At 65.5% G+C, this 18,738-nt stretch carries 18 protein-coding genes; 13 read left to right on the top strand and 5 right to left on the bottom strand.

Features of this window, described 5'->3' with window-relative positions:
- Nucleotides 1-393 precede the first annotated feature (393 nt).
- The 7 genes from WA965_RS09070 to WA965_RS09040 are packed head-to-tail and all read left to right on the top strand — an operon-like array spanning nucleotide 394 to nucleotide 6,199.
- The gene (locus WA965_RS09070; RefSeq protein WP_526295334.1) at nucleotides 394-921 is read left to right on the top strand and encodes a carboxymuconolactone decarboxylase family protein; all 528 of its coding nucleotides are present in this window, start codon (nucleotides 394-396) and stop codon (nucleotides 919-921) included.
- Nucleotides 922-923: 2 nt separating this feature from the next.
- Nucleotides 924-2,267, top strand: coding sequence for an aromatic ring-hydroxylating oxygenase subunit alpha (locus WA965_RS09065; RefSeq protein ID WP_526295332.1), 1,344 nt, complete (start codon nucleotides 924-926; stop codon nucleotides 2,265-2,267).
- The gene (locus tag WA965_RS09060; protein ID WP_178357112.1) at nucleotides 2,260-2,589 is read left to right on the top strand and encodes a hypothetical protein; all 330 of its coding nucleotides are present in this window, start codon (nucleotides 2,260-2,262) and stop codon (nucleotides 2,587-2,589) included. Before WA965_RS09065 ends, WA965_RS09060 begins: the two co-directional genes overlap by 8 nt.
- 2 nt (nucleotides 2,590-2,591) lie before the next feature.
- Nucleotides 2,592-3,851 (top strand): metal-dependent hydrolase family protein, encoded by a 1,260-nt coding sequence (locus tag WA965_RS09055; protein ID WP_526295330.1) that lies wholly within the window; start codon nucleotides 2,592-2,594, stop codon nucleotides 3,849-3,851.
- Nucleotides 3,832-4,263 carry a nuclear transport factor 2 family protein gene (locus WA965_RS09050; protein WP_526295328.1) on the top strand — a complete coding sequence of 144 codons (432 nt, stop codon included), beginning with the start codon at nucleotides 3,832-3,834 and terminating at the stop codon, nucleotides 4,261-4,263. The genes WA965_RS09055 and WA965_RS09050 overlap by 20 nt, the downstream gene beginning before the upstream one ends.
- A complete protein-coding gene (locus tag WA965_RS09045; protein ID WP_526295326.1) occupies nucleotides 4,260-5,405 on the top strand; it encodes an acyl-CoA dehydrogenase family protein in 1,146 nt (381 codons plus the stop codon). Before WA965_RS09050 ends, WA965_RS09045 begins: the two co-directional genes overlap by 4 nt.
- A 2-nt stretch (nucleotides 5,406-5,407) precedes the next feature.
- Complete coding sequence (locus WA965_RS09040) at nucleotides 5,408-6,199, top strand: acyl-CoA dehydrogenase family protein (protein WP_526447381.1); 792 nt, start codon at nucleotides 5,408-5,410, stop codon at nucleotides 6,197-6,199.
- Nucleotides 6,200-6,304: 105 nt separating this feature from the next.
- Here the strand turns inward: WA965_RS09040 and WA965_RS09035 are convergent, their stop codons facing one another.
- Nucleotides 6,305-7,087 (bottom strand): enoyl-CoA hydratase/isomerase family protein, encoded by a 783-nt coding sequence (locus tag WA965_RS09035; RefSeq protein WP_526447379.1) that lies wholly within the window; start codon nucleotides 7,085-7,087, stop codon nucleotides 6,305-6,307.
- Nucleotides 7,088-7,281: 194 nt separating this feature from the next.
- On the opposite strand from WA965_RS09035, the gene WA965_RS09030 reads away from it, so the two are divergent.
- The 5 genes from WA965_RS09030 (at nucleotide 7,282) to WA965_RS09010 (ending at nucleotide 12,899) form a co-directional block, all read left to right on the top strand.
- Nucleotides 7,282-8,001, top strand: a complete 720-nt coding sequence (locus tag WA965_RS09030; RefSeq protein ID WP_526296852.1) for a TetR/AcrR family transcriptional regulator — start codon at nucleotides 7,282-7,284, stop codon at nucleotides 7,999-8,001.
- Nucleotides 8,002-8,226: 225 nt separating this feature from the next.
- Nucleotides 8,227-9,438, top strand: a complete 1,212-nt coding sequence (locus tag WA965_RS09025) for a cytochrome P450 (RefSeq protein WP_526296850.1) — start codon at nucleotides 8,227-8,229, stop codon at nucleotides 9,436-9,438.
- A gap of 52 nt (nucleotides 9,439-9,490) precedes the next feature.
- Nucleotides 9,491-10,327: a mycofactocin-coupled SDR family oxidoreductase gene (locus WA965_RS09020; protein WP_526296848.1), complete on the top strand. Its 837-nt coding sequence runs from the start codon at nucleotides 9,491-9,493 to the stop codon at nucleotides 10,325-10,327.
- Nucleotides 10,328-10,334: 7 nt separating this feature from the next.
- Entirely contained in the window at nucleotides 10,335-11,408 is a 1,074-nt protein-coding gene (locus WA965_RS09015) for a phosphotransferase (RefSeq protein ID WP_526296846.1), read from the top strand.
- A gap of 54 nt (nucleotides 11,409-11,462) precedes the next feature.
- Nucleotides 11,463-12,899 (top strand): WS/DGAT/MGAT family O-acyltransferase, encoded by a 1,437-nt coding sequence (locus tag WA965_RS09010; RefSeq protein WP_526296863.1) that lies wholly within the window; start codon nucleotides 11,463-11,465, stop codon nucleotides 12,897-12,899.
- A gap of 1 nt (nucleotide 12,900) precedes the next feature.
- Here the strand turns inward: WA965_RS09010 and fadD12 are convergent, their stop codons facing one another.
- Complete coding sequence (gene fadD12 / locus WA965_RS09005) at nucleotides 12,901-14,493, bottom strand: acyl-CoA ligase FadD12 (protein WP_526296844.1); 1,593 nt, start codon at nucleotides 14,491-14,493, stop codon at nucleotides 12,901-12,903.
- Between the two features lie 5 nt (nucleotides 14,494-14,498).
- The gene (locus WA965_RS09000) at nucleotides 14,499-15,296 is read right to left on the bottom strand and encodes a lysophospholipid acyltransferase family protein (protein WP_526296842.1); all 798 of its coding nucleotides are present in this window, start codon (nucleotides 15,294-15,296) and stop codon (nucleotides 14,499-14,501) included.
- Nucleotides 15,297-15,357: 61 nt separating this feature from the next.
- Here WA965_RS09000 and WA965_RS08995 point away from each other — a divergent pair, with 61 nt between their 5' ends.
- Nucleotides 15,358-16,419 (top strand): NAD-dependent epimerase/dehydratase family protein, encoded by a 1,062-nt coding sequence (locus WA965_RS08995; protein WP_526296840.1) that lies wholly within the window; start codon nucleotides 15,358-15,360, stop codon nucleotides 16,417-16,419.
- Nucleotides 16,420-16,422: 3 nt separating this feature from the next.
- Here the strand turns inward: WA965_RS08995 and WA965_RS08990 are convergent, their stop codons facing one another.
- Both WA965_RS08990 and WA965_RS08985 read right to left on the bottom strand, forming a co-directional pair.
- Entirely contained in the window at nucleotides 16,423-17,226 is an 804-nt protein-coding gene (locus tag WA965_RS08990; RefSeq protein ID WP_526296838.1) for an SDR family NAD(P)-dependent oxidoreductase, read from the bottom strand.
- Nucleotides 17,227-17,236: 10 nt separating this feature from the next.
- Nucleotides 17,237-18,738: CaiB/BaiF CoA transferase family protein (locus WA965_RS08985; RefSeq protein WP_526447377.1), on the bottom strand; the 1,502-nt coding region annotated here is incomplete at its 5' end.

Raw genomic sequence — 18,738 nt, 5'->3', positions numbered from 1 at the left:
ATCAGCGTTATGCACCAACCGCGGCGCCTCATCCAAATACTTCCGCGGCAAATGGTTCTTGAACATATCCGGCGGCTCGACCACATGATCATCAACACTGATCAAAATCATCTCGTCCTTGTGCATGCCGGCACTCCTCTCGTCCCGCACGCGCTGCGTGCCAGACGGTTGCTGGTTCAGGCTGTTGTTCTCCTACCAAGGAAACTAGCTTCTCCAGGAGCGAGAATCAACGTCCGAACGAGTCTCCTCGGCCACCTGGCTGCACCGTTGCCCTCTCCTGGGCACTGCCCTGACCGGCGGTTCCGACTTCCACCGTTGACGAAATCCGGCAAGAGTGGAAATCTACTGTCGAAATATGAGAACCTGATTCTCATGAGCGAGAGGAGCGCCTCGGTGCGAGTGGCCCCATTGCCCGCAGACCAGTGGGACGAGGCTGTTCACGCGGCGCTGCGCCTGATGCCAGAACATCTCCGCAATCCCACGGACGCCGGAAACGCCGTATCGACCTTCGTCCACCATACTGATCTCACCCGCGCCTATTTCACGTTCAGCTTCTACCTGCTCACCCGATCGACGCTGTCAGCCCGATTGCGCGAGTTGGCCGTGCTCCGGGTGGCCCACCTCACCGAATGTGAATACGAGTGGCAGGAACACGTCGCGATCGGCAAGAGCGCCGGGCTGTCGGAGCACGACATCACCGCGCTCCAGAACGGTGAGGCCGCCGACGAGTTCGACCGCACCGTGCTGACCGCCGTCGACGAACTGGTCGAGGACACCCGGATCTCCGGCACGACATGGGCCGCCCTCGGCAAAGAACTCGACAAACGGCAACTCATGGACTTCGTCTTCACCGTGGGCGGCTACCACATGCTCGCTATGGCACTGAACACATTTGGCGTCGAACCCCAGAAGGAGAACTGAAAGTGGCATTCTTCCCCAAACCCGATGCGGGTAGCTGGACCGAGCATTGGCCTGAGCTCGGCACCGCTCCCGTCAACTACGAGGACTCCATCGACCCGGAGCACTTCAAGCTCGAACAGCAGGCGATCTTCAAGAAGACCTGGCTGCAGATCGGTCGCGTCGAGAAGCTGCCCAAGAAGGGCAGTTACTTCACCCGAGAGATGCCGTCGGCGGGCCCGGGCACGTCCGTGATCATCGTCAAGGATCAGAACGAGACCGTTCGCGCCTTCTACAACATGTGCCGGCATCGCGGCAACAAGTTGGTGTGGAACGACTATCCCGGTGAAGAGGTCTCGGGAAGCTGCCGTCAGTTCGTGTGCAAGTACCACGCGTGGCGCTACTCGCTCGATGGCGATCTGACCTTCGTGCAGCAGGAGGGCGAGTTCTTCGACCTCGAGAAATCCGAGTACGGACTGGTTCCGGTGCGCTGCGAGGTGTGGGAAGGCTTCATCTTCATCAATTTCGACAACGACGCAGAGTCGCTCACGGAGTATCTCGGTGACTTCGCGAAGGGCCTCGAGGGCTATCCGTTCCACGAGATGACCGAGCACTACAGCTACCGCTCGGAAGTCAACGCGAACTGGAAGCTGTTCATCGATGCGTTCACCGAGTTCTACCACGCACCGATCCTGCACATGAAGCAGGCGGAGAAGGAGGAGGCCGAAAAACTGGCCAAGTTCGGCTTCGAGGCCTTGCACTACGACATCAAGGGCGACCACTCCATGATTTCGTCGTGGGGCGGGATGAGCCCGCCCAAGGACCTGAACATGGTCAAGCCGATCGAGCGGATCCTGCACAGCGGGCTGTTCGGCCCGTGGGACCGCCCCGACATCAAGGGCGTTCTGCCTGACGAACTGCCGCCGGCCATCAACCCCGGTCGCCACAAGACCTGGGGCCAAGACTCATTCGAATTCTTCCCCAACTTCACGCTGCTGTTCTGGGCCCCGGGGTGGTACCTCACCTACAACTACTGGCCCACCGCGGTGGACAAGCACATCTTCGAAGCGGACCTCTACTTCGTGCCGCCGAAGAACCTGCGGGAGCGCCTCTCTCAGGAACTGGCCGCGGTGACGTTCAAGGAGTACGCATTCCAGGACGCGAACACATTGGAAGCCACCCAGACTCAGATCGGCACCCGGGTCGTCACGGACTTCCCGCTGTGTGATCAGGAGATCCTGCTGCGTCACCTGCACATGACGGCCCACCAGTACGTTGATCGGTACAAGGCCTCCCAGGCGAACGGAAACGGCTCCACCGCCGCCAAGCAGTCTGCCCCCACCGACTCGAAGGATGCAGTGAATGTCTAAATTGCCAGAGGAATTCGCCGACCTGGAGCGGTTCGCCGACTGGTGCCTGCCCACCGAGGAGGAGCGCTACTCGAAGCGACTCAACTCGACGATGGCCGAGATGCAGGAACTGTACGACGCGGGGATGGCCCGCCTCGAGGACATCATGGTCTACGTCGACGCACGCTTTCCGCTCAAAGGAATGCCGGAGGACGCCAAGGCCCTGGTCCATCTGGGACAGTCGATCGTCATGGTCAGCTTCCCCATCGAGGTCTGGAAGCAGCCCCGCGTGCTAGACAGTGGTGCGGCCTACATCAATCTGATCAAGGAGCCGGTGGTCTGACAGTGACACCCCCGACGACACCCCAGACGGCACTCCTGACCCTCAAAGCAGCGGGTTACGTCGACGTCGACGCCGGTGAGATCATCCGGCCCGGTGTCGTCACCGTCGAGGACGGCGTCATCGTCGGCATCGGCGGCGACGCGCCCGAGGGCGCCGATGTCATCGACCTCGGCGACTCCATCCTGCTCCCGGGCCTGATGGACATGGAGGTCAACCTCCTGATGGGGGGTCGCGGGGAGAACCCGGGTCTGTCGCAGGTTCAGGACGATCCCCCGACCCGGGTGCTGCGAGCTGTAGGCAACGCGCGCCGCACGCTGCGCGCGGGCTTCACCACCGTGCGCAACCTCGGATTGTTCGTCAAGACAGGCGGATACCTCCTCGACGTGGCGTTGGGCAGGGCCATCGAAGCCGGCATGATCGACGGTCCCAGGGTCATCCCCGCCGGCCATGCGATCACCCCGACCGGCGGTCACCTCGATCCGACGATGTTCGCCGCATTCATGCCCGGCGTGCTGGAGCTGACAGTCGAGGAGGGCATCGCCAACGGCACCGACGAGATCCGCAAGGCCGTTCGGTACCAGATCAAGCACGGCGCCCAGTTGATCAAGGTCTGCTGTTCGGGTGGGGTGATGTCGCTGACCGGAGAGGCCGGCGCACAACACTATTCCGACGAGGAACTGCGTGTCATCGTCGACGAGGCACACCGGCGCGGGTTGCGGGTCGCCGCCCACACCCACGGCGCGGAGGCGGTCAAGCATGCCGTGGCATGCGGGATCGACTGCATCGAACATGGCTTCCTGATGGACGACGAAGCGATTCAGATGCTCGTCGACAACGACCGCTTCCTGGTCTCCACCCGGCGGCTCGCCGAGGCGATGGACGTGTCCAAGGCGCCGAAGGTGCTGCAGGACAAGGCCGCCGAGATGTTCCCCAAGGCGCGCACCTCGATCAAGGCAGCCTACGAGGCCGGGGTCAAGATCGCCGTCGGCACCGACGCCCCGGCCATCCCCCACGGCCGCAACGCCGACGAACTCGTCACCCTCGTCGACTGGGGCCTGCCCCCCGCCGCCGTGTTGCGGGCCGCCACGGTGGTCGCCGCCGACCTGATCAACAGGTCGGACCTCGGCCGTCTCGCCGAGGGCTACCTCGCCGACATCATCGCGGTACCCGGCGATCCACTGGCCGACATAACCGTTACACAGCGGGTTAACTTTGTAATGAAGGACGGTAAGGTCTTCAAGAATGACACCAACAAAGACTGAGGATCTCGTCGAGATCCAGCAGCTGCTGGCCAAGTACGCCGTCACGATCACCCAGGGTGACGTCGACGGGTTGATGGAGGTCTTCACGCCCGACGGCACCTACAGCGCGTTCGGTGACACCTACACACTCAACCGGTTCCCCGTCCTCGTTGATGCGGCGCCGAAGGGTCTGTTCATGACCGGCACCGCGCTCGTCGACCTGATCGAGGGTGCCGATACTGCGACGGGCACGCAGCCGCTGTGTTTCATCGAGCACTCGAAACACGACATGCGCATCGGTTACTACAAGGACACCTACCTCCGGACCGACCAGGGCTGGCGGCTGAGGACCCGGGCGATGACGTTCATCCGGCGCAGCGGCGAGCACGACTCGGGGCGACCGCACGCGATCGGCAGGCCCGAAGCCGGATGACCGTCCCCACCACCGCCGAGTTCCGGACACAGTTGGTCGCCTGGCTCGACGAGAACGACCTGACCCCGCCGCCGGGCGACGACTCCCTCCAGGCCCACATGAGCCAGTTCGCCCGCGTCCAGAAGGCGCTCTATGACGCCGGCTGGAATCGCTACGGCTGGCCGGAGCGCGCCGGCGGGCTCGGCGGTCCGGAAATACTGCGAGCCGTCGTCGGCGAAGAGGTGGTCGGGCGGCGCCTGGCCGAACCGGGACCGTACTCGATGCTCGAGGTGCTGGCGCCGACCATGATCGACTACGCGCCCGCCGAGCTTGCCGCCGAGATGGTCCCCAAGCTGCTCAGCGGCGAAGAGCAGTGGTGCCAAGGATTTTCCGAGCCCGGTTCAGGAAGCGACCTGGCGTCGCTGACCACCCGCGCGGTGCCCGACCCAGACTCGGGCGGTACCCGCTACATCATCAACGGCCAGAAGGTGTGGACCAGCTTCGCTCAGTACTCCCACCGGTGCATCCTGCTCACCCGTACCGGCGATGCCGACACCCCCAACCACGAAGCGATCACCGCTTTCTTCGTCGACGTGGACACCCCCGGTATCAGCGTGCGCCCGCTGCGCACCATGCACGACGTCGACGAGTTCTGCGAGGTGTACTTCGACGACGTGGTGGTGGACGCCAGCCGGATGCTCGGCAAGCCCGGCGACGGCTGGCGACTGGCGATGGATCTTCTTCCCTACGAACGTTCCACGTGCTTCTGGCAGCGCATCGCCTACCTGTACTCGCGGTTCGACGCGCTGATCGATGAGGTGAAGAGCGGCGGTCAGGCCAGCCACAACGAAATCGACGCGGAGATGGGCGAGGCGTACCTGGCGTTGCACACGCTGCGTTGCCGCTCCCGAGCCACCCAGCACCGACTGGCCGACGGTCAGAAGCTCGGTCCCGACACCTCCATCGACAAGGTGTTGTTGGCCGGCGCCGAGCAGCGGCTCTACGACACCGCGCGTGACCTCCTGCCGGGCGCGATAGAACTCGACGACACCGCGTGGCGCACCGAGTTCCTGTACTCGCGGGCGGCCTCGATCTACGGCGGCACCGCCGAGGTGCAGCGCAACATCATCGCCCGCCGCCTGCTCGACCTCGGGAAGGAGTGACCATGGATCCTGAATCGCTGAGCCTTCTCGAAGACGGACTGCGCAAGACGATGCTGTCGGTGTCCGGCCCCGAACTGGACGCGGCGCTGGCCGAACTGGGCTGGGCCGAAATGCTCTCGGACCTGTCCGAGCTGGCGATCCCGTTGGTGTTCCGACTGCTGGGCGAAACCGGTTCACACGCATCGGTTCTCAACGACGTGGTGCTGCTCACCGCCGGCCGCGAGGCCGGTGCGACCCCGGCTCTCCCCTACGCCGGTAATGGTTGGGTGGTCTGGGATTACGCCCAAGCGGGCGACAGCAAAGCCCTTGGCGGCCTGCCGTTGCGCAGGGTCGACGAGGGCGGGCACCTCCGGTTGCCCGATGCGCGGCGTGCGGTGGGCTGGTGGCTGGTCGGTTCGGCCAGGGCGATGTTGACCCTGGCCCGCCAGCATGCGCTGGACCGGGTGCAGTTCGGCCGTCCGATCGCGTCGTTCCAGGCGGTCCGGCACCGACTGGCCGAGACGTTGGTGGCGATCGAAGGCGCCGAGGCGACGCTCACGCTGCCCGGCGACGACAACCCCGATCTGACCTCGCTGCTGGCCAAGGCGGCGGCGGGAAAGGCAGCGCTGACCGCGGCCAAGCACTGCCAGCAGGTGCTCGGCGGCATCGGCTTCACCGAAGAACACGATCTCCATCACCACGTGAAGCGTGCGCTCGTGCTCGACGGATTACTGGGCAGCTCAAAGGAACTCACCCGGCGGGCCGGTGCGGGCCTGCGCGCCCGCGGTTCCGCGCCGCGGCTCGCGGTGCTCTGACCCTGCCGATCTCCGCGAGCGCGCGGGTCTGCACGTCGACGCGCCGTAATCGCCGGCATTCCGCGCGCGCTCGTCAGTCGCGAGCGCGCGACCGGAGGCCGACGGTCAGGTGATGTTGGCCTTCATCTCCTCGAGGTTCACCAACACCGGCCATCCGCCGACGCTCAACGCGTTGCCGTGACCGGTCTGGTGAACGTCGAACACCGACTGGATCGCGGCGTAGAAACCCTGGACGTCCAATGTCTGGTTAACCGCCCGCTTGGCCTGGCGAAGCGCAAACGGTGGCATCTTGGCGATCTGCTCTGCCATCGCCCTGGTTTCGGCGTCGAGCTCCTCGCGCGGCACCACCTTGTTCACCATGCCGGTGCTGTACACCTCGTCGGCGGTCATCGCCCTTCCGGTGAACAAGATCTCCTTGGCCTTGCGGTGGCCGAGTTCCCAGGTGTGTCCGTGGTATTCGACCCCGCCGATGCCCATCAGGACAACGGGGTCGGAGAACAGGGCGTCATCGGAGGCGATGATGAGGTCGCAGGGCCAGCACAGCAACAGCCCGCCGGAGATGCAGCGGCCCTGCACGGCGGCGATCGACGGCTTCGGCACGTTGCGCCAGCGCAGCGTGTACTCGAGATAGCGCTTCGCCTCGTGCTCGATGATGAACTCCAGCGTGATCTTGTCGGGGACGGGACCGCCGCCCCGCAGATCGTGGCCGGCCGAGAAGTGCTTTCCGTTGGCCCGCAGCACGATCACGGCGACGTCGCGATCCTCGGCCGCCCGCGTCCACGCGGCGTCGAGTTCGTCGAGCAGTTCCGGGTTCTGGGCGTTGGCGGCCTCGGGCCGGTTGAGGGTGATCGTCGCGATCTTGTCGGTGACGTCAGAGTCGATGTACACGGCGGATCCTCAGGTCTCAGGGTGGGTGCAGCGGGGGCGGTCGGCCCACGGTGTTGAGCAAGGTGCGAAGCTGATGGCGCCTCGCCTCGGCTCGATATCTGGGCCTTCTGTTATCACCAAAATGAGAATACTATTCTCGTGGTGAGGAAGTTACAATCTCTGACACGTGGGCCGAGAGGGGGTCGAGGGCCGCTATGGCAAGGCGTTCTCCGGTACAGTCAGTGCATGTTTTCCCCAGTCGGCCGGCAGTCGAGCCGCCGATGACCATCCCCAGCGAGGAACCAGCCTGGAAGCAGCGGGCGGTCGAACGGTCGATCAAGACCGCCAAATTGCGAGCGGCTCAACGCGTGCAGCGATTCCTCGATGCCGCGCAGGCCATCATCATCGAAAAGGGCAGCACCGACTTCACGGTGCAAGAGGTCGTCGACCGCTCCCGCCAGTCCTTGCGCAGCTTCTACCTGCAGTTCGACGGTAAACACGAACTCCTCCTCGCTCTGTTCGAGGATGCGTTGAGTCGGTCGGCAGATCAGATCCGCGCTGCGACCTCGGGTCAGGAGGCGCCGATCGAACGCCTCAAAGTCGCCGTCCAACTCCTTTTCGAATCGTCTCGTCCCGACCCGGCGGCCAAGCGCCCGCTGTTCACTGACTTTGCGCCGCGCCTGCTGGTTTCCCATCCGTCCGAGGTCAAGGTTGCCCACGCGCCACTGCTTGCCCTGCTCACGGAGCTGATGGAAGAGGCAAGCGAGGCCGGCGAGTTGCGCACGGGCATCAACCCGAAGCGAATGGCGGCGATGACGATGCAGACGGTGATGTTCGTCGCGCAGTCCAGCGGCGACGCCGGCGACGGCACCGCCAAGCCCATCTCCGCCGACGAGGTCTGGGATTTCTGCTCCCACGGTTTCGCAGCCAAATAGCTGAGAATCTTCCTCTCGCCACTTTAGAATTGCGTTTGCGCACTCCGGGGGTCCATCGGACCCTCAGCGTGCGCTTTCGTTTTTTGAGAGCGTAATTCTTCTTCTCGGAGAGCCACGACTGCCTGAAACGATTCCGCCATTGACACTCGTGCACCCGTGATGCCAAAGTTGTGAGACAAATTAGAGTCAGTTGTCTTACGAAGACTGGTCCAGCGAGAGGACACCGTGACGATCAGCGCTGAAAACTCCGACGTGCAGGATGCCGCACCAGCAGCAGAGTTGTCCTACAACACCTACAGCGTCGAGCTCAACATGAACCCGTACCCGGTGTTCGCCAGACTGCGCGAGGAAGCGCCGCTGTACTACAACGCCGAGCACGACTTCTACGCGCTGAGCCGGTTCGACGACGTGAACAAGGCGATGATCGACCACGAGACCTTCATCTCCGGTCGCGGAGCGCTTCTCGAGATCATCAAGTCCGGCATGGAGATCCCGCCCGGCACCTTGATCTTCGAGGATCCGCCGATCCACAACATCCACCGCAACCTGCTCTCGCGGATGTTCACCCCGCGCAAGGTCCTCGCGCTGGAACCGCAGATCCGGGAGTTCACCGCCCGCTGCCTGGATCCGCTGGAAGGTACCGGCCGGTTCGACTTCGTCAACGATCTCGGCGAGCAGATGCCGATGCGGGTCATCGGCATGCTGCTGGGCATCCCGGAGGAGCATCAGCGCCGGGTGACCGATCACGGTGAGGCGACGCTGCAGAGCACGCAGGTCGACCTGATGGCCACCGGTGAGGTGTTTGCCGAGTTCATCGACTACCGCACCGAGCACCCGTCGGACGACATCATGACCGAGCTGCTCAACGTCGAGTTCGTGGACGAGACCGGCACCCTGCGCCGCCTGAGTCGCGACGAGCTGTTGATGTATCTGACGGTGGTCTCCACCGCCGGGGCCGAAACCACCACCCGGCTGATCGGCTGGGCCGGCAAGACATTGGCCGAGCATCCCGATCAGCGTCGCGAACTCGCGGAGCACCCCGAGCTGATCCCCGGAGCGATCGAGGAGATCCTGCGCTGGGAGCCGCCGGCACTGCAGGTCGCCCGCTACGTCGCCCGTGACACCGAGTACTACGGCCAGAAAGTGCCCGCGGGCAGTGCCATTCTCCTTCTGATGGGGGCCGCAAACCGTGACCACCGCCGCTTCCCCCCGAATGGGGACGTCTTCGACATCCACCGGGAGCAGCGCTCGCACTTGACGTTCGGTGCGGGAACCCACTTCTGCATGGGCAACGCCCTGGCACGGCTGGAAGGCCGGATCGCCCTCGAGGAGATCCTCAAGAGATTCCCGGAGTGGGAGGTGGACTGGCCCAATGCCAAACCGTCTCAGACCACAGCCGTCCGCGGCTGGGAATCCATGCCCACCTTCGTTGCCTGAGCGTGCACACCAGATACCGAACACCCCACAACCCACAGAAGGACGGACGAACATGACAGGACGTGTTGAAGGCAAGGTCGCTTTCATCACCGGCGCGGCACGCGGACAGGGACGAGCCCACGCAGTGCGCCTGGCCCAGGAAGGCGCTGACATCATCGCCGTCGATATCTGTAAGCAGATCGACAGCGTCCAGATTCCGCTGTCCACCCCGGAGGACCTGGCCGAAACCGCGGATCTGGTCAAGAATGCCGGAGCGCGGATCTATACCGCCGAGGTCGACACCCGTGATTTCGATGCGCTCAAGGCCGCGGTGGACGCCGGCGTCGAGGAGTTCGGCAGGCTCGACATCATCGTCGCCAATGCCGGCATCGGCAACGGTGGCCAGACGCTGGACAAGACCAGCGAGGGCGACTGGACCGACATGATCGACGTCAACCTCGGTGGCGTCTGGAAAACCGTGAAAGCCGGTGTGCCGCACATCCTCGCCGGCGAGCGTGGCGGGTCGATCATCCTGACCAGCTCCGTCGGAGGCCTCAAGGCCTACCCGCACACCGGTCACTATGTCGCCGCCAAGCATGGCGTCGTCGGCCTGATGCGCACCTTCGCCGTTGAGCTGGGAGCGAAGAACATCCGGGTCAACTCGGTGCACCCGACGAACGTGAACACGCCGCTGTTCATGAACGAGGGCACCATGAAGCTCTTCCGTCCCGATCTGGAGAACCCAGGCCCTGACGACATGAAGGTCGTCGGCGAGTTCATGCACACCCTGCCCATCGGGTGGGTCGAGCCGGAGGACATCGCCAACGCGGTACTGTTCCTCGCCTCGGACGAAGCGCGATTCATCACCGGCGTCACGCTTCCGGTCGACGGCGGCAGTTGCCTGAAGTAGCCGTGACGTGACCGCTGTTGATCTGTCGATTCCGCAGGGCTGGGATCAGATCTCTCCGGAATGGATGACTTCGGCGCTCGCGCCATGTTTTCCGGGCGCTGAAGTCGCCGCTGTCCGCGTGGTGCTGCGCGACGACGGAACCAACCGGAGAGCCCGTCTGGCGCTGGACTACGCGACAGGTCACGGGCCGGACACCGTGTTCGCCAAGGCCGTCGACCCGGAGCATGCCGATCTCGTCGCGCTGACCAGCGGCCTGTACCACGAACCGAGGTTGTTCTCCTCGGCCGTCACTCTGCCGCTTGATCATCCGGCTGTTTACACGGCGCTGATCGATGAAGAACGTCGCGACTTTCTGATGCTGATGGAAGACGTCGTGACGCGCGGAGCCGATCCGCGTGATTCCACCCGTCCGCTGACGGTCGAGCAAGCCGCGGCCGGGGTGCAGGGGCTGGCGCGGCTGCACAGCGAGTTCTGGGGGAAGCGCCTCACCCGGCAACCCGCGCTGGGGTGGGTCGAGCCGTTCGTCGCCTTCGAGGGACTCGAGTACGCACCCCTGCACATCGCTCACGAGCGACTCGGCGACACCGTGCCCACCGACATCATCGCGCTCAGCGGAACCGAGCTCTTCGTCGACATCTGGGCGCGCTACATCGGCTCGCTCACCGAGTCGACCCCGACGCTGCTGCACGGGGATCCGCACATCGGTAACACCTATGTGCTGCCCGACGACACGGTCGGTTTCCTGGATTGGCAGATGGTGCGGCGCGGTAGCTTCTCGCTGGACCTCGGGTACTTCCTCCAGGGTGCGCTCACCATCGAAGATCGCCGCGCTTGCGAACGCGACCTGCTCGAGCAGTACCGCGGCGCGTTGCGGCTGTCCGAGGCCGAGATGCCCACGCCGCAAGAAATCTGGCTGGGCTACCGCGCCTCGGTCGCGCACGGCCTGGCGATCTGGATGGCCACCCTGTCCGGAGGAGATGCCTGGCAGCGGGCGGACATCTGCCTGGCCTTCGCCCAACGGTACGCCGCCGCGTTCGTGGATCTCGAGACGTCGAACGCGCTGGATATCCTCTGCGGCTGATCCATTCGGTCAAACCCCGGTGATCATGAATCTCGAGTGGTTGCATGGGTGACCATGAAGCGTCTCAACGGCATGGACGCCATGCTGTTGTACAGCGAGACACCGAACCTGCACACCCACACTCTGAAGGTCGCGGTGATCGACGCGACGAACTACCCCGGTCAGTACGGCTTCGATGCCTTCCGCCGGACGGTGGCGCGTCGACTGCACCTGCTGGAGCCGTTGCGTTATCGACTGATCGACATCCCGTGGCGACTGCACCATCCGATGTGGATGCAGGACTGCCCGGTTGATCTCGACTACCACCTCCGTCGGGTGCGCGTCCCGGAACCGGGGGGTCGACGCGAACTCGATCAGGTGATCGGGGAGATCGCCGGCACCCCGCTGGATCGGTCTCGGCCACTGTGGGAGTTCTACTTCGCCGAGGGGATGGCGCAGGACCGCTTCGCGCTGATCGGCAAGGTGCACCACACCCTGGCCGACGGCGTGGCATCGGCCAATCTCCTTGCGCGGCTGATGGATCTGTCCGGCTCTTCGCAAGACGAAAGCGACGACCCGCCGCCGTCGTGTGAGCAGCCCACGACAACGCAACTGCTGTGGGAGGCGCAGCTCGATCACTTCCAGAACATGGCCGAGATGCCGCGTCTGGTAACCGACGCCGCCCGTGGGATCACCCGGCTGCGGAGGCGCTCCAAAAAGCGACGCGGGCACCCCGATCTGGCCAAACCGTTCAACGCCCCGCCCACGTTCCTCAACCACGTCGTGTCGCCCGTCCGTACGTTCGCGACTGCGACGTTGTCACTGGCCGAAGTCAAGGAGACCGCCAAGCACCTTGCGGTGACCTTCAACGACGTCGTTCTCGCGGTCGCCGCCGGCGGGCTACGCGAGTTGCTGCTGCGCTACGACGGCCGCGCGGATCGTCCGATCCTGACGACGGTTCCGATCAGCACCGACAGATCACCCGATCGGATCACCGGCAACAAGATCGGTGGCTTGATGGTGTCACTGCCGGTGCATGTCGATGATCCGCTGCAACGGGTGAAACTGACCTCGCTGGCCACCGGCCTCGCGAAGGAGAACAACGACCTCCTCGGCCCCACCCTGCAAGGCAGGATGCTCGAGTACCTGCCGCCACCGCTGGCACCGGCCATGTTCCGGGTGCAGTCCAAGCACGCCGACCACAACCGGCTGATGAACGTCGCGATCTCCAACGTCCCAGGGCCGCGGGAGCGGGGACATATCGGGGGTGCCCCGGTCAGTGAAATCTACTCTGTCGGAATACTTTCTGCGGGAAGCGCCTTCAACATGACGGTGTGGAGCTATGTGGACCAACTCGACATCGCGGTGCTCTCCGACGACTCCACTTTCGGCGACCCGCACGAGGCAACCGATGCGATGGTGCACGCCTTCGACGAGTTGAGGGTCGCATGTGGACTGGCGCGTTCCAGCACGGTGGACACGGCGATGGCCCCGGCGGCTCCGGATGACTGACTCAGCGGGCGCGTAGTTCGTTTCGCAGAATCTTGCCGGTGCTACCCCGGGGGAGTTCGGCCAGAATCGTGATGTCGCGTGGGACCTTGTAGTTCGCCAGGTTGTCGCGCACGTGCTGCTTGAGTTCCTCGGCGGTGACTGTTGCGCCCTGCGCGAGAACGACGAAGGCGGCCAGTCGTTGGCCGTACTGATCGTCGTCGACTCCGAGGACGGCGGCCTCCGCCACCCCGGGATGGGACACCAGTGTCTTCTCTACCTCGATCGGGTAGACGTTCTCCCCGCCGGAGACGATCATCTCGTCGTCGCGTCCCACCACGAACAACCGACCGGCATCGTCGAGATAGCCCATGTCGCCCGAGGCCATGAAGCCGTCGTGGAAATCCTTGGTCGTCCCTGAGGTATAGCCGTCGAACAGCGTTCCGCTGCGGACGAAGATCTGTCCGGCCTCGCCCGCGACGACATCGCGCAGTTCAGCGTCCAGGATGCGGATCTCCGTGCCATCCGCGGGCCGGCCCGCGGTGTCCGGGGCGACCCGCAGATCTTCAGGCGTGGCGGTGGCGATCATCCCCGCCTCGGTGGCGTTGTAATTGTTGTAGATCACATCGCCGAACTGATCCATGAACCCGATCACCACGTCGGGCCGCATCCGTGAACCCGACGCCGTGGCGAATCGTAATGACTTTCCGCTGTACCGCTTTCGCGTTTCGTCGGGGAGATCCATGATCCGGTCGAACATCACCGGGACGACCGCGAGGCCGGTGGCCCGGTGTCGGTCGATCAGTTTCAAAGTGGCTTCGGCGTCGAACTTCCGGCGCGTGACGATGGTGCAGGCGAGCAGACCGGCGAAGAGCAACTGCGAGAAGCCCCAGGCGTGGAACATCGGGGCGGCGATGACGATGGGCTCCTCGGCCCGCCACGGGGTGCGGTCGAGAACGGCTTTGAGGTCGCCGGCACCGCCACTGCCCTCGGAACGCTTGGCCCCCTTGGGCGTTCCGGTGGTGCCGGAGGTGAGCAGGACGATATTGCTGGTGCGCTCGCCGGGGCCGGGCCGATTTCCGAGCTGAGTGTCGATCAGCGCATCGACGGTCGGGGGGCCGTCGTCGGTGTCCACCCAGCCCAGAATCCTGGTGGCGTCCAGTGTGTTCTGCAGCGCACGGTCGACGGTGTCGCTGAACTCCTGGTCATAGATCACCACATCGGCGCCCTCGCGGTCGATGACCTCGGCCATCGCGGGTCCGGCGAACGAGGTGTTGAGCAGCAACACATCGGCGCCGATCCGGTTGGCGGCGACCAGGGCCTCGATAAAACCTCGATGGTTGCGGCACATGATCGCAACGGTTTTCGGCCTGTGCTCCTGCAACGCCACGGCCAACGCATCGATGCGGTCATCGAGTTGCTTCCAGGTCAACGTGCCACGCTCATCAACGACGGCCGGGCGGTCGGGGCAGCGCTGGGCGGCTGCGGCGAAGCCGACCGTCGCGGTGAGGCCGGCGCGCTTCATGGCGGCGCCCATCCGCAGATACCTGTCCGGGCGCATCGGCGCGATGAGCCGTGCCCGCCAGAGCGTCGCCAGTAGCCCGAGGGTGTCAGCCATGCCGCTCAGCCCAGCACCGGGAAGCGGCGCTGGCGGGCCAACTCGTCGAGGGCGGCCTGCATCACGGCTCTGACATGGAGGTCGACCTCGTCGACGTCCGGGTCCTCACCGAACTCTGCGACGACGTCGATGGGGTCCAGGACGCGGGTGACGATCTTGGACGGCAGGGGGATGTTGGGCGGGAAGATGACGGAGAGGCCGAACGGGAATCCGATGCTGACGGGCAGGATCTCCAGGCGTGCCCGGGTCAGACCGAGCAGCCGCGCAATCGAATCGCCGCGGGCGAGGAACATCTGGGTCTCCTGTGCGCCGATGGACACCATGGGCACGATCGGTACGCCCGATTCGACGGCCGTGCGGACATAGCCGGTGCGGCCGGCGAAGTCGACGACGTTGGCCGTGAAGGTAGGGCGGTAGGAGTCGTAGTCGCCACCGGGGAACACCAACACGACGGCACCGGAGCGGAGCGCGTCGGCCGCATTCTCACGGCTCGCTTCGATGACCCCCGCGCGGCGCAGGTAGTCGCCCGTCGGGCCGAGGAAGATGCCATAGTGACCCAGGGTGTAGAGCGGCCGGTCGTATCCGAACCGTTTGTAGAACTCCGGGGCGAACACCAGCACGTCGGGGGTGAGCATGCCGCCGGAATGGTTGGAGACCAGCAGTGCCCCACCGGCCGCGGGCATGGAATCCAGGCCACGGACTTCAGCACGGAAGTATCGTTTGATCAGCGGACCTACCCGGCTGGTGATCTGGCGGGTGAATTCAGGGTCCCACTTGGCCATCTCGGCCCGGTCGTCGGACATCGTGACAGCATATGTTACTTTCCGGCAAAGAGAATGTCATTTCCGCAGTTAGGAGTGGTCAATGCCGGGAACGGTGCTCGTCACCGGGGGCTTCGGACTCGTCGGTTCAGCAACGGTTCGGCGCCTGGCCCAGCTGGGCCGCAGCGTCGTCGTCGCCGACCTCGGTACCCCCGCCAACCGCAAGGCGGCCGAGTCGCTGCCGCCCGGTGTGACAGTCCGGTGGACCGATCTCACCGACGCCGACCAGACTGCCGGACTCGTCGCCCAGGTCGCTCCCGAGGCGATCATCCATCTTGCAGCGGTCATCCCGCCGGGGATCTACAAGAACCGCGCACTCGCGCGTCGGGTCAATGTCGAGGCCACCGCGACACTGGTCGGCATCGCGGAGGCGCAACCCACTCCCCCACGGTTCGTGCAGGCCTCCAGCAATGCGGTGTTCGGCGCGCGCAACCCGCATCGTGCCACCGGACCCGTGACCGCGGACATGCCGATGCGCCATTCCGACCTGTACAGCGCGCACAAGGCCGAGGCAGAGTCGATCGTGCGAGCTTCCACACTGCAATGGGTGGTGCTGCGCCTCGGTGGGGTGCTCAGCGTAGATCCCAAAGCCATGACCCTGTCGGCCGACGCTCTGCGTTTCGAGAGTGCACTGCCCACCGACGGTCGATTGCACACCGTCGACGTCCGCGACGTCGCTTGGGCTTTCGCCGCCGCGACCACCGCTGATGTCGTGGGCGAGATCCTGCTGATCGCCGGCGACGATTCCCACCGGATGCTGCAGGGCGACGTCGGACCGGCGCTGGCCGCGACCCGCGGGCTCAAAGGCGGCCTGCCGCCGGGACGCAAAGGCAACCCCACCAGCGACGACGACTGGTTCGTCACCGACTGGATGGAGACCACCAGAGCGCAGGAAGCCCTGTCCTTCCAACATCATTCGTGGCAGGACATGCTGGACGAGGCGGCCCGGCAGGCCGGTGCCTCGAAGTACGCGCTGCGACTGGCCGCCCCGCTGGCGCGCGCGATCCTCAAGAGGCGCGGAGTCTATTGGAAGCAACCCGGTCAGTACGCCGATGTGTGGAACGCGATCCGGCGCACGATCGGCGATCCGGCGCCGGACTCCTGATCCTCAGCCGGGGCCCAGCGTCGGGGCGCCCGTCTGCGGGTGGTGGTACCAGCCACCCGCGGCCTCGGTGCCTCCGTCGATGTGGATCGTCTGGCCGGTGATGTAGCTCGCCATATCGGACGCGAGGAACACTGCGGCAGCGGCTATTTCGTCGACATGACCGGCGCGGCGCATCGGAATGCCGTCCGCGATGCCCGCCGCGTCGGCCACTCCCAGATTCTGGAGCCCCTCGGTCATGGTGAGATCCGGCGCCACGGCGTTGACCCGGATGCCGTGCGGCGCCAACTCGAACGACGCCGTCTGCGTGTAGTTGATGACCCCGGCCTTGGCGGCCGCATAGGCGGCGTAGCCGGGGGCTGCCCGAACGCCCTCGATCGAGGTGACGTTGATGACACTGCCCGGGCTGTCGGCCTCCACCAGTCGGCGGGCCACCCGCTGGGTGCACAACAGCACATGTCGGAGGTTGCTGCGGTACAGCGCATCCCACCCGTTCTCGGTGGTCTCCAGCAGCGGCGAGTTGAAGGTACCGCCGGCATTGTTCACCAGGATCGACACCGTTCCGAGCTCACGTTCGGTGCGCTCCAGCGCGGCATCGACTGCGGAGGCGTCGCGGACATCGGTCACCATCCCCAGTCCCCCGACGGCGTCGGCTGCGGCGGCGCAGGTGTCGGGGTCTCGTTCCCAGATCGCGACGGAGGCGCCGAAGGCCGCCAATCCCTCGGCGATGCCGCGGCCGATGCCGGCGCCACCGCCGGTGACGACGGCAATCCGCCCGGCGAGCAGGATGTCGGACGGGTCGATGGCCATGTCGATGAGGCTAGCGGGCCGGCGACGTACCGATGACCCCGTCGGCCTCGAGCCGGGCGATCTCGTCGTCGGTGAGCCCGAGTTCGCTCAGCACGTCGCGATTGTGCTCGCCGAGCAGCGGCGCCGCCGTCCGGTGCACCCGCCGAGGTCCGCGGGTGAAGCGGAACGGCATGGTGGTGTGCCTGGTGGCGGGATTGACCGGGTGCTCGACAGATTCGAAGAACTCCCGATGTGACAACTGGGCGAGCCCAGCCTGCCGGTGCGGCTGCAGCACCGTGCCGACCGGAACCCCGTTGGCCCACAGGGCCTCCACGATGTGGTCACCGGCGCGCTCACTGCACCACAGCGAGAGATGCCGGTCGATCAGGTCGTGGTGGGCGCGTCGGCCCGATGCGGTGGTGAACTCGTCGGACATCGCCCAGTCGGGTCGTCCGAGCGCATCCCGTAGTCCGATCCAGTGCGCGTCGGTGGCCACCGCCACCGCCACCCAGCTGTCGAGGCGGCCGAACTCGTCGATCTCGTTGGTACGGTACACATTCTGCGGTGCCGCCGTCGGCCCCCGGTTCCCGTCGCGTTGCAGCAGGGCACCGTAGGCCGAGTGCTCGATCACCTGCTCGGCGGCGACGTTGAGGGCAGCGTCGATCATCGCCGCCTCCACCATGGATCCGTCGCCGGTGCGGCGACGATGTTCCAGCGCGAGGAGCACCGCGTTGAACGCGTGGATTCCGGCGTTGGGGTCACCGACCGAGTACGGCTCGAACGGGTTGCTGTCGCGATATCCCGTCAGCCAGCTGATCCCGGCGGCAGCCTCGATGACGTAGGCAAATGCCGGGTTGTCCCGCCATGGTCCATCGAGCCCGAACCCCGGCATCCGCACCATGATCACGTCCGGCCGGATCGCCTTCACCGCGTCGTATGTCAGGCCCATGCTCTCGAGCACGCGTGGGGTGAAGTTCTCGACGACCACATCGGCGGTCGCGATCAACCGGTTGAGCACGTCGCGGCCCGCGGCACTCTGCAGATCCAGCGTCACGCCCCGCTTGTTCGTGTTCAGCCCGGAGAAGATCGGCGATCGCTCCCACCAGAGTTCCTCGGTGACAGGGATGCCGGCGATCAGGCGGGTGCCGTCGGGGTGCCGGGTCGATTCGACGTGGATGACATCGGCGCCCAGCATGGCCAGCAGATGGGTGCAACTCGGGCCGGCCCAGAAGGTCGTCATGTCGATCACCCGGACGCCCTCGAGCGGCAACCCCTCGCGCCGCGGAATTGGCGCCACCTCCCGCGGAATAGCATTCCCGGCTGCCGGCGAGCGGGAATCGCGACCGGGAACGCTATTCCGCGAGCGGTAGAGCTCGGTGTGCTCGCCGAGGCGCGGCGCCGGCTCCGGGGGCCGCAGCGCCGCGGGCGCCAGGCGGTAAGGCGGACCGGGCTGGGTGAAGCCGGCACGGGGGTTGAGGATGACCGAGCCGCGCGCGACGAAGTGGTCCAGCGAGTCCACGTTCGCACCGTGGG

This window comes from Mycobacterium sp., assembly GCF_049683935.1.
In the GTDB taxonomy this organism is placed as follows: Bacteria; Actinomycetota; Actinomycetes; order Mycobacteriales; family Mycobacteriaceae; genus Mycobacterium.
The sequence above is the reverse complement of the archived record's forward strand: the minus strand, read 5'-3'. Positions and strand labels throughout refer to the sequence as shown.